Origin of the sequence: Lysobacter sp. yr284, assembly GCF_900107375.1 — a bacterium.
GTDB lineage: Bacteria > Pseudomonadota > Gammaproteobacteria > Xanthomonadales > Xanthomonadaceae > Lysobacter.
Genome location: NZ_FNPT01000003.1, coordinates 298,478 through 314,181, shown reverse-complemented (window position 1 = coordinate 314,181; position 15,704 = coordinate 298,478). Strand labels below are relative to the sequence as shown.

Below are 15,704 nucleotides of genomic sequence, written 5' to 3'. Positions count from 1 at the left end.
CGCGGCGACGGGCGGCTCGACCGCGGCCGCTGCGGCGACAACGGCCTGCGCGGCAAGCGCGGGCGCGGTGCGCGCGACGAGCGACGCTTGCGGCGCGACCGGCCAATAATGTTCCTCGGCGAACGGATACGTCGGCAACGCCGCCAGCGCAGGCCGCTGCGGATACAGCGCCGACCAATCCACCGTCGCGCCTGCGGCCCAGGCCGCCAGGACCGGATCGAAGCGACCCTCGCGCAACCAGGCCTGCACGCTGTGCGCCGAGGCCGGATCAACGCCGCCGCGGCCCGGCGCGCCGAGGTGGATCGCATCGGCCGACGCCGCGCCTTCAGCGAACCGGCGCAAGGTCGCGATGGCCTGCGCCAGCGAGGTCGCGACGAAGCCCAGGCGATGCTCCATCGCTTCGCGTCCGGTCTGCAGGGTCGCGGCGATGGCGGCCAGGTCCGCATCGCGGTGGCCGCCGCGCTCCAGCGCATCGGCCAGGCGGCGGGCGTACTCGACCAGGCGGTCGGCGCGCCGCGCCGACAGCACCAGCAACGCCGGCGCGCCGGTGTCGGGCAGCGCTGCGGCGGGCTGCGGGTATTCCTGCACGACCATGAACGCATTGGCGCCGCCCGCGCCGAACGAGGACACCGTGGCCGTGCGCAAGGCCTGCGAACCGTCGCGGCGCAGGCGGCGCGGCCACGGTTCGGCGCGCTGCTGCAGCACGAACGGCGTGGCGTCCAGGTCGATATTCGGATTGGGCCGCTCGCAATGCAGCGTCGGCGCGAGTTCGCCGTGGCGGAACTGCAGCAGCACCTTGGTCAGCCCGGCCACGCCGGCGGCCGCTTCCAGATGGCCGATGTTGGACTTGACCGAACCCAGCGAACAGAACCGGGTGTCGGCCGTGGTCGCCGCGAACGCCTGGGCCAGGCCTTCGATCTCGATCGGATCGCCCATCGCGGTGCCGGTGCCGTGCGCTTCCACGCAACCGATCTCGTCCGCGCCGATGCCGGCGCGCGCCAGGGTGTCGCGGACCAGATCGCGCTGCGCGCGCGGATTGGGCACGGTGTAGCCGTGGGTGCGCCCGCCGTGGTTGATGCCCGAGGCGAGCACCACGCCGTGGATGCGGTCGTCGTCGCGCTCGGCCGCCGACAGCGGCTTGAGCAGGACCACGCCGACGCCCTCGCCCGGCACGAAGCCGGTGGCGTCGGCGCCGAAGCTGCGGCAGCGGCCGTCGGTGGAGAGCATGCGCTGCGAGCACAGGCCGACATAGGTCGACGGGTGCAGGTAGAGATTCACCCCGCCGGCCAGGGCCAGTTCGCATTCGCCGCGCAGCAGGTGCTCGCAGGCCTCGTGGATCGCGGTCAGCGAGGCCGAGCACATGGTGTCGATCGGGAAGCTCGGGCCGTTGAGGTCGAGCAGATAGGACACGCGGTTGGCGACCGAGCCGAAGCTGGTGTACGGCGTGGCCGGATCGCCGCGCTCGGCCAGGTCGCGGCCGTGCAGTTCGAAACCGGTCTTGGTGATGCCGGCGAACACGCCGACCCGGCCGCGATAGCGCCGGGCCAGCGCGTCGCGGGTGTGGTTGCCGTCTTCCAGCGCCTGCCAGCAGGCCTGCAGGAACAGACGCTCCTGCGGGTCCATGTCCAGCGCCTGCGCCGGCGCGATGCCGAAGAACAGCGGGTCGAACTCGGCGAAGCCTTCGAGGAAACCGCCCCACTTGCTGTAGCTCATGCGGCCGGCGACGGCGCGCTCGGGGTCTTCGCAGAAGAAGCCGTCCAGCGGCCAGCGCTGCGCCGGAATCGGGCCGATGCTGTCGCGGCCGGTGCGCAGGTTGCGCCAGAACTGGTCGAGGTCGCGCGCGTCGGGATAGCGGCCGGCGAGTCCGACGATGGCGATGGGCTCGCGCGATGGCGCCGACGCCGTGGCCGCACGGCGCACGCTCGCGGGCGCTGCGGCGGCGATGGCGCGGGCGGGCGTGCCCGTATCGGCTAGCGGTGCCACCTCGGCCGCACCGGCCCAGCGCACGCACGCCTGCGCCTGTTCGGCGACGAGGTAGGCGCCGATCTCTGCCAGGCTGCGGAACTGATAGAACAAGGTCTTCGGCAAGCCCGGCAACGCGCCAGCCAGGCGCTGGTTGAGCTGCGCGATCATGATCGAGTCGATGCTGAACGCTTCCAGCGCCTGCTGCGCATCGATCCGCGCCGGCGCGATCTTCGACACCTCGGCGAACACCTCGACCAGGCGCTGCAGGACCCGCGCGGAAAGATCGGCATGGGCCGCTGGCGTCGCTGCGGTCGGCAGCGCCGCTTCGGGCAGCGCAGGCGCGACCGGCTCGCGGCGCTCGAACGAATCCAGCAAATCGCCCACGGCGCGCTCTTCGCCCACCAGCACCGTCACGCAGGATTCGCCGCTGGCCCAGGCCTGGCGCAGCGCCGACAGGCCCTGCTCGGCCTGCAGCGGCGCCAACCCGGCCTGGACGAGTTCGGCTTGCGCCTGCGCCGACAGACGCATGCCGCCGTCGCGCCAGTACGGCCAATCGATGCACAAGGCGCGGCCCTGGCGCTCGCCGCGTCCGGCGCGGGCGTTGCGCAGCGCGGCGAAGGCGCGCATGAAACCGTTGGCGGCGGCGTAGTCGCCCTGCCCGGCGCTGCCGAGCGCGCCGCCGATGGAGCCGAAGCAGATCAGGAACTCCAGCGGCGCCGCGCCGTGGGCGCGGTCGAGGTTGTCCAGGCCGGCGACCTTGGGCGCGAGCACGCCCTGCGCCTGCGCCGCGCGCTTGCGCGCGAGGTAGCCGTCGTCGAGGACGCCTGCCGCGTGCACGATCCCGTCGATGCCGCCGTGGCGCGCGCGCATTTCGTCGAGCAAGCCCTGCGCCTGTGCTGCATCGGCGACGTCGGCGCGGCGGTACTCCACCCGCAGCGCGGCCGAACCCAGCGCCGCCAGCTCGGCGGCCAGCGCCGGCGTCGGCTCGCTGCGCCCGGCCAGAACGATCGCGCCGCTGCGCAGGTCCGCGGCCATGGCGCGGGCCAGCAGCAGGCCGAGCCGGCCGCCGCCGCCGGCGATCAGATAACGGCCGCCGTCGCGCCACGGCGCGGCCGCGGCCGCAGGCGCGGGCAAGGCGACGAAGCGGCGCGTGCGCGCGGCGCCGTCGACGACGCGTACCTGTCGCGCGGCCGACGGCACCGGGTGGAACAGTTGCGCCGCGGCCGCCTGCGGCGCGGCGTGCGCGTCCAGGCGGATGGTCTGCACTTCGAGCCGGTCGTACTCGCGCTTGGCGCTGAGCAGCAACGGCGCCAGCGCGGCGCACAACGCGCCGTCGTCGTCGCCGGGGACCACCAGTTGCAGCAAGGCCGGAGCCGCCGCCGCGGCCTCGCGCAACCGCTCGATCAGGGCCGCGGCATGTTCGGCGAAGCGCTGGCCGATCGCCGCGCCGCTGCGCGCCAGGACGTGCACCGTCGCCTCGGCGCCGGCGCGCTCGCCGACGGCGCGCACGAGCGGCGAATCCGCAGGGAAATCGCACAGCACCAGATGGCGGCGATGGGGCCAGTCCGCGCCCGCTTCGGCGACGCGGTCCCAGCGTTCGGCGAACAGCCGCGGCGATACCGCGTTGTCCACGGGGGCGACGACGGGGGCCGCTACCGCTGCGGCGCCCGCGACCGGCGCATCGGCCGAGTCGAGCCAGAAGCGGCGCGGGTTGAACGGATAGGCCGGCGCGCTGATCCGACGCGGCGCGCCGGTCGCATACAGCGCCCGCCAGTCGAACGCGAATCCGCCGACCCACAGCGCCGCGAGTTGTTCGTAGCGGCCCAGCGCCGCCCAACGCGCCAGCGCGGCCTGCAGTTCGGCGTCGGCGGGATCGACCGCAGCCGAGGCCTCGCGCGTCGCGCCGGCGGCCGCGCGGGCGGCGTGGCCGCTGTGCACGCCGGCGCTGGCGTCGCCTTGCAGCCAGCCGCGCAGCCCGGCCTGCAATTGCTGCGCATCGGCGGCGAGGATCGCCAGCCGGTACGGCATCGGCTCGCGCCCGGTCTGCAGGGTGTAGGCCAGCCGCGGCAGCGACGGCGCGCCGGCGAGGAAATCGAGCAGGCGCTGGGCCATCGCGCGCAGGCACTGCGGATCGCGCGCCGACAGCGGGAACAGCCACGGGCCCGGCGCTGATGAATCGCCGCCGTCGAGCGCCGCGCACTCTTCCAGGATTGCGTGCGCGTTGCTGCCGCCGACGCCCATCGAGCTGACCGCCGCCCGGTACGGCCGCGCGCCCTGCCACGGCTGCGCCTTGTCGACCACGAAGAACGGCGATTGTTCGAGCTTGAGCGCGGGATTGGGCGTGCGGAAATGCAGGGTCGCCGGGATCGTCCCGCGCGACAGGCTCAGCGCGGCCTTGATGCAACCGGCCATGCCCGCGGCGGTGTCGAGGTGGCCGATATTGGTCTTGACCGAGCCGATGCCGCAGAACTGGCGCGCCTGGGTGTGGCGGCCGTAGGCCTGCGACAGCGCCGCGACCTCGATCGGGTCGCCCAGTGGCGTGCCGGTGCCGTGCGCCTCGACATAGCCGATCGTAGCCGGATCGATGCGCGAGGCGGCCAGCGCGCGCTCGATCGCCGCGCGTTGCCCGGCGACGCTGGGCGCGTAGAAACCGGCGCTCTCGCCGCCGTCGTTGTTGGCGGCGCTGGCGCGCAGCAGCGCATAGACATGGTCGCCGTCGGCGATGGCGTCGCGCGCGCGCTTGAGCAGCAGCACCGCCACGCCCTCGCCGCCGACCGCGCCGTCGGCGGCCGCGTCGAACGCGCGCAGGCGGCCGTCGCTGGAGAAGTTCATGCCATCCTGGTGGACGTAGCCGGCGCCCTCGAAACTGGCCACGCGCGCGGCCGCGACCAGGGCATGGCGCCACTCGCCTTCCAGCAGCCGGCGCCGCGCCAGGTCCAGCGCGGTCAGCGAGGACGAGCAGTTGGAATGCACGAACAGGCTCGGGCCGCGCAGGCCCAGCTTGTGCGAGATCACCGCCGGCAGGGTGCCGTTCTGGGCCATGATCCAGCCCACGTATTGCTCGATGCTCTGCGCCGAAGCCGGCGCCGTGGCCAGCAGGCGGGCGTGATAGGCGCTGTTGCTGGCGGTGGCGAACACCGCGGTGTCGGCGAGATCGCCAGCCCGGTAGCCGGCGTCCTCGATCGCCCGCCAGGCATGCATCAGCAGCAGCCGCAGCTGCGGGTCCATCAACTGCGCATCGCGCTCGGAGACGTTGAAGAAATCGGCGTCGAACAGATCGCGCCCGGCCAGGTCCGAGCGCACCGGCACGTAGGCCGGATCGGCCAGCACCTGCGCCGGCACGCAGAGTTCGCGCAGTTCCGCGTCGGGAATGCGCTCGATGCTTTCGCGGCCGCGCAGCAGGTTGTCCCAGAACTCGTCGTGGTCGCGCGCGCCGGGGAACGCGCAGGACATGCCGACGATGGCGACGGCGTCGTCGTAATAGGCCGGGATCGCCGGTTCGCCCGCGATCCCCGCCGCGGCGGCCGGCGCCGCAGGCGTCGGGTCGGCGAGCGCGGGCGCGGACGGCTGCGCGGCCGGGGCCTGCGCCTGCAGGTGGCGGACGATCCGCGCGATCGATCCGAATTCGAACAGCGAGGTCACTTCGAACCCCGGCTGCAATTCGCTGGCGATGCGCTCGGCCAGGGTCACCGCCAGCAGCGAAGTCCCGCCCTGCTCGAAGAACCCCTCGTCGATGGCGACGTCGTCGCGGCCGAGCGTTTCGCGCCACAGCGCCAGCAGGCGCGGCAGCGGATCGCCGCCCTGCCCGGCCGGCGCTGGCTGCGACTGCGGCGGCGTCGCCGGTTCCGCCGCGCGCAAGGCGGCGACGGCGGTGCGGTCGATCTTGCCGTTGGCGGTCAGCGGCAACGCCGCGACCGCGGCGAAGGCCACCGGGATCATGTGCTCCGGCAGGCTCGCGCGCAGATGCTCCTGCAGCTTGCGCCGCGACGGCAACACGGCGCCGGCCGCGGGCACGCAGGCGGCGACGATCTGCGCCTCGCCCTCGCGGCTCACCGCGCAGGCGCACAGGTCCACCTGCGGGTGCCGGGCCAGCGCGGTTTCGATTTCGCCCAGCTCGATGCGGAAGCCGCGCAGCTTGACCTGCGCGTCGGCGCGGCCGAGATAGTCCAGGCGCCCGTCGGCGCGCCAGCGCGCGCGATCGCCGGTGCGGTAGATCCTGCCGCCGGCCGAGAACGGATCGGCGATGAAACTCTGCGCGGTCAGCGCCGGCCGGTTCCAATAGCCGCAGGCGACGCCGTCGCCGCCGATGTAGAGGTCGCCTTCCATGCCGACCGGCACCGGCGCCATCGCCGCGTCGAGCACGTAGACGCGGGTATTGGCGAGCGGCCGGCCGATGCAGGAGCCGCCCGCGGCCGGCGGCGCGTCCGCCGCGATCGGGTCCAGCGTCGACCAGATCGTGGTCTCGGTCGGGCCGTACAGGTTCCACGCATCCGCGCCTTGCGCCAGCGCGGTGCGCAGCGTCTCGGGCAAGGCTTCGCCGCCGCACAGCACCTGCATGCCGCTGTCGTTGCGCCAGCCGGCGCGCAGCAGCATCTGCCAGGTCGCCGGCGTCGCCTGCATCAGGGTCGGGCGCAGTTCGCGGATGCTGCGCGCCAGGCGCTGCGCATCGCGCAGTTCCGCGGCCGCGGCGATCTGCACGCGCGCGCCGCGCAGCAGCGGCATCAGCAATTCCAGGCCGGCGATGTCGAAGCTGTAGGGCGTCACCGCCAGCAAGGTGTCGTCGGGACCGACGCCGAAACGGTCGGCCAGCGAGTGCAACAGGTTCAGCAGGCCGCGGTCGGCGATCGCGCAGCCCTTGGGCCGGCCGGTGCTGCCGGAGGTGTAGATGACGTAGGCCAGGCTGTCGGCGCTGCGCTCGAATTCCCGTGTTTCATCGGCCGACGCCGCGGCTGCGTCTTCGGCGACATCCTCGACGGCGATCGCGCGCTGCGGCGCGAGCGAACCGGTGAGGCGCGCGGCGTTGGCGCGGTCGCACACCGCCCAGCCCAGGCCGCTGTCGGCGACCATGTAGTCCAGGCGCTGCTGCGGATAGGCCGGGTCCAGCGGCACGTAGGCCGCGCCGGACTTGAGCACCGCGAGCAAAGCGACGCTGAGTTCGACCGAGCGCTCCAGGCACAGCCCCACCCGTTCGCCGGGGCCGGCGCCGGCGCGGCGCAGGCGACGCGCCAACGCGCTGCTGCGGCGGTCGAGTTCGGCGTAGCTCAGCGTGCGTTCGCCGCAGCCGACCGCAACGGCGTGCGGCCGCAGCCGCGCCTGTTCGGCGACCAGCGCCGGGATCGACGCCCGGTCGTAGCCGCTGCGCGCGGTGTCGTTGTACTCCGCCAGCAGGCGCCGGCGCTCGTCGGCGTCGAGCAGCGGCAGGCGGCTGGCGCGGGTGTCCGGATCGGCCACCGCGCCGGCGAGCAGGCTCGCCCATTGCGCGCACCAGCGTTCGACCGTCGCGGCGTCGAACAGGTCGGTGGCGTATTCGCACTCGCAGGCCAGGCCCTGCGCGGTCTCTTCCACGTACAGCGACAGATCGTACTTGGCGTGGCTCCACGGGCTGCGCTCGCGCTGCCACAGCGCCGCGTCCTGGTCTTGCGCGGCGGGATAGTTCTGCAGCGAGAACAGCGCCTGGGCCAGCGGCTGGCGGGCCAGGTCGCGGGCCGGGCGCAGCTGCGCGAGCAGGCGCTCGAACGGCAGGTCCTGGCCGTCGTGGGCGTCGAGGGTTGCGGCGCGGGCGCGCGCGAGCAGCTCGGCGAAGCCCGGATCGTCGCGCAGGTCCAGGCGCAACACCGCGGTGTCCAGCAGCGGGCCGACCACGCGCTCCAGGCCCGGTTCGGCGCGCAACGCCAGCGGCGAGGCGAGCAGCAGGTCGCGGGCGCCGGACAGCCGCGACAGCAGCGCGCCGAACCCCGCCAGCAAGGTCATGTACAAGGTCGCGCCGCGTTGCGCGCCCAGCTCCAGCAGTTGGCGGTGCAGCGCTTGCGGCAGGACGAAACGGTGCAGCGCGCCGCGGTAGGACTGCGCCGGCGGACGCGCGCGGTCGGCCGGCAGCGACAGCACCGTCGGCGCGCCGAGCAGGCGTTCGCCGGCGCGCTGCGCGAGCCGGTCCAGCGCGCTTTCGTCCAGGCGCGCGTCCTGCCAGGCCTGGTGGTCGGCGTGCTGCAACGGCGGTTCCGGCAGCGGCGAGGCGCGGCCGGCGGCGAAGGCCGCGTACAGCGCGCGCAGTTCGTCGGCCAGCAGCGCGACCGACCAGCCGTCGGCGGCGATGTGATGGGTGGTCAGGGTCAGCCGATGCTCGTCCTCGGCCAGCCGCAGCAGGCTGGCGCGCAGCAAGCGGCCGGCGCCGAGGTCGAAGCGGCGGCGCATGTCGCGCTCGCGCAGGCGCGCGGCCTGCGCCTCGCGCTCGGCCGGCGCCAGCGCGCTCAGATCGTGCAGTTCCAGGGCCACGGCCTGGGCCGGCTGGATCGCGGCGTAGAGGCCGTCGCCGTCGCTGAGGAAGGCGGTGCGCAGGCTTTCGTGGCGGCGTTCGAGTTCGTCCAGCGCGCGCTGCAAGGCCTCGACGTCGATGCGCGCGCTCGCGCGCAATGCGAGCGGCATGTTGTAGGCGGCACCAGCGGCGCCGAGCCGGTCCGCGGTCCACAGGCTGCGCTGCGCCGGCGACAGCGGCAGGCGCGGCGCGCGCGGCACCGGCCGCAGCGGCGCCGCCGCCGAGGAGGCGCCGAGGCCGCGCGCGGCGTCGACGCTGCGGGCCAGGTCTTCCAAGGTGGCCGCGGCGAAGAACTCGCGCAGGCTCAGCTCGACTGCAGCCGCGCGGCGGATGCGGCCGACCGCGCGCGTGGCCAGCAGCGAATGGCCGCCAAGGTCGAAGAAACGGTCGCGCACATCGGGTTCGCGGCAGCCGAGCACTTCGCGCCAGATCGCGGCCAGCAATCGCTCGGTCGCGGTGCGCGCGGCGACGTGGACGCGGCCTGCGGATGCGGCCACGCCGGCCTGCGGCAGCGCGTGCGTATCGATCTTGCCGTGCGCGGTCAGCGGGAAACGCTCCAGCACCACCAGCGTCGACGGCACCAGGTGCGCCGGCAACCGCGTGCGCAGCGCCGCCAGCGCGTCGTCGGCGTCCAGCGTGCGTCCCGGCGCGGCGACCGCATACGCCGCCAGGCTGCGGCCGTCGAGTTCGCCCTGGGCCAATACGTGGGCCTGGGCGATGCGTTCGTCGCGCAGAAAGGCCGCTTCGATCTCGCCCGGCTCGATCCGATAGCCGCGAACCTTGAGCTGGCGGTCGAGGCGGCCGAGGAATTCGAGCGCGCCGTCGGCGCGCAGGCGGCCGCGGTCGCCGCTGCGGTACATGCGTGCGCCGGCCCCGGCGAAGGGATCGGCGAGGAAGCGTTCGGCGGTCAGCGCGGCGCGTCCGCGATAGCCGCGCGCCACCCCGCTGCCGCCGATGAAGATCTCGCCGACCACGCCGGCCGGCACCGGCTGCAGCGCATCGTCGAGCACGTACACCGGCGCGTGCGCCAGCGCCCGGCCGACCGGCGGATCGCGCGGGTCGGCGCGGTCGCAGTCGTGGGTGGTGGCGCACACCGTGGCCTCGGTCGGGCCGTAGGCGTTGATGAAGCGCACCGGCTCGGGCCAGCTGCGCACGATCGCGGCGGGACAGGCTTCGCCGGCCACCACCAGGGTCTGCAGCGTGGCCGCGCCGCCGGCCTCGACCAGCCCGGGCACCACGCTCGGCGGCAGGGTGACGTGGGTGATCGCGCGTTCGCGCAGGGTCGCGGCCAGTTCGTCGCCGGCGAGCAGGCGCCCGCCGCCGGGCAGGCACAGGCAGGCGCCGCTGCACCAGGCGGTGAACACTTCCGACACCGAGGCGTCGAAGCCGAGCGAGGCGAACTGCAGCACGCGGCTGTGCGGTGCGATGGCGAAGCGCTGGATCTGCGCCAGCGCCAACTCGCGCAGGCCGCGGTGCTCGACCAGCACGCCCTTGGGCGCGCCGGTCGAACCGGAAGTGTAGATCGCGTAGGCCAGATCGTCCGCGGCCGGCGCCGGCCACGGCGCCGATTCGTCGGCGTCGCTCTCGCACTCTCGGAAGGACAGCCGCTGCGCAGGCGACGGCGGCAAGCCCTCGAGCGCAGCGGCGTCGGCCAGGATCAGGCGCGGCTGCGCGTCTTCGATCAGATGGTTCAGGCGCTGCGCGGGTGCGTGCGGATCGATCGGCAGATACGCCGCGCCGGCCTTGAGCGTGGCGAGCAAGGCGACGAACGTGGCGACATCGCCGTCGCTGGCCACGGCGACCAGGTCGCCCGCGCCGATGCCTTGCCGGCGCAGCTGCCGCGCCATCCGCTCCGCGCGTCGCTGCAGTTCGGCGTAGCTCAACTGCGCGGTCGGCGATTCCAGCGCCGGCGCATGCGGCGTGCGCGCGGCCTGGGCGGCGAACAGATCGCACACGGTCGCGGCGGCGGACGGCTTTGGTGCGGCCGCGGGTGCGGCGACGCCGAGGCGCAAGCGCGCCAGCGGCCGCGCCGGCTCGGCCATCGCCGCGTCCAGCAGCGTGGCGTACATCTGCGCCAGCCGCTCGACGGTGGCCGGGTCGAACAGGTCGCTGGCGTATTCGATCTCGGCGCTGAGCCGCTCGCCCGACTCGATCACGTTCAAGGTCAGGTCGTACTTGGACGTGCTGCTGGGACAGTCGATGCGTTCCACGCCCGCGCCGTGCAGCCGCAGCGTCGCCGGCGCGGTGTTTTGCAGGGCGAAGATCACCTGCACCAGCGGTTGCCGCGACAGGTCGCGGTGCGGCTTGAGTTCGGCGACCACGCGCTCGAACGGCACGTCCTGGTGCGCGAACGCCGCCAGCGCGGTGTCCTTGGCCTGGGCCAGCAATTCGGCGAAGCCGGCCTGCGCATCGACCCGGGCGCGCAGGGCCAGGGTGTTGATGAACAGCCCGACCAGCGGCTCGGTGTCGCGGTGGGTGCGGCCGGCGGTGGGCGTGCCGATGACGATGTCGTCGCCGCCGCCCCAACGCGCCAGCAGCGCCTGGAACCCGGCCAGCAGGACCATGAACGGGGTGGCGCCGCGCTCGCGCGCGAACGCCGGCAACCGCTGCGCGAGCGCGGCCGGCAGTTCGAAGCGATGGATGCCGCCGCGGAAGCTGGCGACCTGCGGCCGCGGCCGGTCGGTCGGCAGCGCCACCAGTTCCGGCGCGCCGGCGAGCTGCGCGGTCCAGTACTGCAGTTGCTGCGCCAGCAGCGGCCCTTGCAGCCACTGCCGCTGCCAGGCGGCGTAGTCGGCGTACTGCAGTTGCGCCGGCGGCAATGCCTCAGCCGCGGCGCCCGCGTGCGCGGCGTACAGCGCGCCGAGTTCGCGCAGCATCACCGCGTGCGACCAGCCGTCGGCGGCGATGTGGTGCGCGGCCAGGATCAGGACGTGCTCGTGCGCGCCCAGCCGCGCCAGCCTGGCGCGGAACAGCGGGCCGCGTTCCAGGTCGGTGCGGTGCTGCGCTTCGGCCTGCAGCAGCGCGTCCGTGCGCGCCTGCGCGCGGGCCGGATCGAGCGCGCTCAGGTCTTCGAATTCCAATAGCTCCTGCGGCGCCGGGTCGACCGTCTGCCGCGGCTGCTCGCCGTCGAGCACGAAGCGCGTGCGCAGCATCTCGTGCCGCTGCAGCAACTGCGCCAGCGCCGCGCCGAGCGCCGGCACCGCCAGCGGGCCGCGGATGCGGAACGCCAGCGGCACGTGATAGGCCGCGCCCACGGTGCCGAGTTGTTCGAGGAACCACAGCCGTTCCTGCGCGAACGACAACTCGGCCGGCCCGCGCTGCTCGCGTGCGAGCAACGGCGGCGCCGCGGGCGCGCTGCCGGCCGCCGCGGCGACTTCGCGCTCCAGGCCGGCCACGGTCGGATGCTCGAACAAGGCGCGCAGCGGCAGTTCGACGCCGAGTTGCGCGCGCAGTTGGGCGACCACCCGCATCGCCAGCAGCGAATGGCCGCCGAGTTCGAAGAAACTGTCGTGCAGGCCGACCCGGTCCAGCCGCAGCACCTCGGCGAAGATGCCGGCCAGGCGGCGCTGCAGGTCGGTGTGCGGCTCGGCGTAGTCGGCGACGTCGGGGCGTTCTTCCGGCGCCGGCAGCCGCGCCTGGTCGACCTTGCCGTTGACCGTCAGCGGCAGCGCCGGCAGGGTCAGCGTGGCCGCCGGCAGCATGTGTTCGGGCAGGATCGCGCGTAGGTGTTCGCGCAGGCTGCGCACGAACGCGTGCTGGGCCGCGGCGGCGAGCGGGTCGTTGGCGTAGCGGCGCGGATCGGTGCCGGCGCCCGCCTCGGCGGAGAGAATGTCGGCCTGGGCGGGCTCGCCCTGCCCGGCCGCCGGCGCGCGCGGATCGACGAAATTCGCGCGAAGATGGCCCGGACGCGTGTGCGAACCGGCGATGCTCACCTCGTAGCCCAGGCGCTCGCCCAGCTGCCACAAGGCTTCGGGCTCGACGCCGTCGGTGGGCGCCGGCGCGCGTTCGCACAGTTCGCCCCAGCTCAGCGCCGGATCGGCCTCGCGCAGCAGCGCCAGCCGCTGCAGGTCCGGCTGCAGGCGCGCGTTGGGCAGTTCCACGCTCAGCCGCGCCGGCCGCTGCGCGCCCAGGTGCGCTTCCAGTTCGGCCAGCGCGTCCGCGCCGCTGGGCTGCCACGGCGTCGCCGTCGGCTGCGGCGCCTGCGGTCCGACGTGCAGCCACACGTCGTAGCGGTATTGGTTCAATTCGTTGCGCGCATCGCCGCGCTTGAGCAGGATCTCGACGCCGCCGATCGCCGGCAGCCACTGCGGCAGCGCGCGGAAGAACGCCGGCGCCAGCAGCAGTTCCTTTTCCTGGCGCATGCCGCGTTCGATCGCCGCGCGCATCCGCTCCGCGCCGGTCGCCTCGTTGGCCTTGGCGAACTGCACCGAGGCGTGGAAGGCTTCGAGCAGATCGTGGTCGCGCACGTCGCCGATGAAGATGCGGCCGCCCGGCGCGACCCGTTCGCTGGCCCGGCGCAGGACGTCGAGCAGGTAGTCGGCGCCGGGAAAATACTGCACCACCGAATTGAGCACGACGGTGTCGAAGTCTTCGTCCAGGCCGGCGAAATCGTCGGCGGGCTGCGCGGTCAGCCGCACGTGCTCCAGGCCGGCGGCCGCGCCGACCCAGCGCTGCAGGCGCGCGATCGCGGCCGGCGACAGGTCGGTGGCGACGTAGCGGCGGCAACGCGGCGCCAGCTGCTGCAGCACCAGGCCCACGCCGCAGCCGATCTCCAGCAGCCGCTGCGGCCCGCGCGCCAGCACCCGCTGCGCGGTCGCGTCGAGCCACTGGCGCATCTGCGGTTCGGGAATCGGCGCGCCGGTATAGCTGCTGTGCCAGCCGACGAAGCTCGGGCTGCAATCGTCCTCGCCGGGCTGATAGGTGTCCTGGTACAGCGCCTGCCATTGGCCGACGCTCTCGTCGGCGCGCGCGTCGCGCTCGCCGGCCTGGGCCGGCTCCGCCACCACGTAGGCGACCAGGCGCGGCTGGCCGTCGCTCTCGCGCTTGGCGACCACCGCCTGGCGCACGCCGGGGTGGCGCAGCAGCGCGGCCTCGATCTCGCCCAGTTCGATGCGGAAGCCGCGCAGCTTGACCTGCTGGTCGAGCCGGCCGAGGTATTCGATGTCGCCGTCGGCGCTGCGCCGCGCGAGGTCGCCGCTGCGGTACAGCCGCTCGCCGTGCGCGAACGGGCTGGCGACGAAGCGCGAGGCGGTCAGTCCGGCGCGGTTGAGATAGCCCCAGGCCAGGCCGGCGCCGGACACGCACAACTCGCCGGCCTCGCCGTCGGCGACCGGCCGCAGCGCGTCGTCGAGGATATGCGTGCGCAGGTGCGGCAGCGCCGCTCCGATCAGGCTCGCTGGCGCCCGCACCGCCTCGGCCGCGGCGACGCCGCGCTCGGTGACGTGCACGGTGGTCTCGGTGATGCCGTACATGTTGACCAACTGCGGCCGCGCGTCGCCGTGGCGCTCGAACCAGCCGCGCAGTTCGCCGAAGCGCAGCGCCTCGCCGCCGAAGATCACCCAGCGCAGCCGCAGCGGCAGCCGCGCGGCCTGGTCGGCGGCGGCGAACTGGGCGAACGCCGACGGGGTCTGGTTGAGGACGGTGACGCCTTCGCGGCTGGCCAGTTCGTAGAAGGCCTGCGAATCGCGCGCGACCTGCGCCGGCACCAGCACCAGCCGGCCGCCGTGCAGCAGCGCGCCCCACAGCTCCCAGACCGAGAAATCGAAGGCATAGGAATGGAACAGGCACCACACGTCCTGGGCGTGGAAGCCGAAGCGCGGCTGCGCCGCGTCGAACAGCGCGGTCACGTTGGCCTGCGGCACCAGCACGCCCTTGGGCTGGCCGGTCGAGCCGGAGGTGTAGATCACATAGGCCAGCGCGCCGGCGGCGAAACCGCGCGGCGGCGCCGCCGCGGCTTCGCGCCGCACCCGCTCCCACTCGCGGTCCAGGCGCAGCACTTCGCGCCCCGGCGGTTGCGCGTGCGCGCACAGCTCGGCCTGGGTCAGCAACAGGCGCGCGCCGCAGTCCTCGAGCATGAACTCGATGCGGGCCTGCGGCGTGCGCGGATCGATCGGCAGGTAGGCCGCGCCGGCGCGCAACACCGCCAGCGTGGCCACCACCAGCAGCGGCGAACGCTCCAGGCACAGGCCGACGATGCTGCCCGGCCCGATCCCGGCCTGCTGCAGCCAGCGCGCCAGTTCGTTCGCGCGCGCCTGCAGTTCGGCATAGGTGACGCGCTCGTCTTCGCACACCAGCGCGACCGCGTCCGGCGAACGCGCGGCCTGGGCGTCGAAGCGGTCGGCCAGCGACGGCGCGGCGGCGGCCTCATCGACCGGGCCGGGCGCGGACGCATCGCTGGCGGGAGGCGGAACGTGCGCGTCTTCGCTCACGCATGCATCTCGCGATAGCGCGCCGCCCACTGTTCGGAAATCTCGTCCGCCTGGCGGCGGTGGCGGGTGCCCTGGATCGTCGGGCACTGCGAGGACAGGCCCAGGTAGTCCAGCACCGAACGCAGGGTCGGTTCGTAATGCGCGGCGAGGTCTTCGTAGTCGATCACCATCGGCTCGATCCGGTGGCGCTTGAAGAACGCCCGCCAGCCGTCGTCGCCGCTCTGCAGCCAGTCGGCCAGGCGGCGGATGCGGGCGAAGTCGAATTCGTCGGCGCCGACCGGGATCACCGCATCGGTGCTGCCGGCCACGCGCACGAACTCGCTGCTCTTGATCGCCTTGAACAGCGACACCGCCTGCGCGACCCGGTCGCTGCGGCGCAGCCAGATATAGGACAGCCGTGGGAATGCGCGGCTGAACAATTCATGCGGCGAGGCGGTCTTGTCGCCGAAATATTCCTGCAGCACTTCCACCGCGTTGTGGAAGTCCGAGAACGGGCGCTGGAAGTGGATCTTGACCCCGAACACGCCGTTGTCGCTGGTGCCGGCCTGCATGATTTCGCGCAGCACCCGCTCGGCCGGGTTGGCGCGGCGCTGCTCCTGCAGCAGTTCGCGGTAGCGCGCCGGGTCCATGTCGAACACCTGCGCCTGCGGCAGCCGCACCGGCGGCGCGAAGTATTCGTCCGGGCGCCCCGCCACACCGCTCTCGCGCAAGCCGCTGGCCAGCATCGTGCTGCCGCTGCGCATGGTGGTGCAGATGATGTAAGAGCGCTGGTTCCGCAT

General features: G+C 73.9%; 2 protein-coding genes (1 of these 2 cut by a window edge). Both read right to left on the bottom strand.

All coding sequences use genetic code 11. From position 1 onward, the window contains the following. Positions 1–14,925 carry the 5' portion of a non-ribosomal peptide synthetase gene (locus BLV01_RS08210; protein WP_175485821.1) on the bottom strand. It extends 4,026 nt beyond the left edge of the window, so 14,925 of the gene's 18,951 nt are visible here — the first part of the coding sequence; the start codon lies at positions 14,923–14,925; its stop codon lies off the left edge, out of view. Continuing rightward, positions 14,922–15,704 carry a Stf0 family sulfotransferase gene (locus BLV01_RS08205; RefSeq protein WP_091796398.1) on the bottom strand — a complete coding sequence of 261 codons (783 nt, stop codon included), beginning with the start codon at positions 15,702–15,704 and terminating at the stop codon, positions 14,922–14,924. Before BLV01_RS08205 ends, BLV01_RS08210 begins: the two co-directional genes overlap by 4 nt.

Coding starts and splice junctions, on each gene's coding strand:
- BLV01_RS08205 (WP_091796398.1), bottom strand. CDS start 15,704: ATGCGGAACCAGCGCTCTTACATCATCTGCACCACCATGCGCAGCGGC.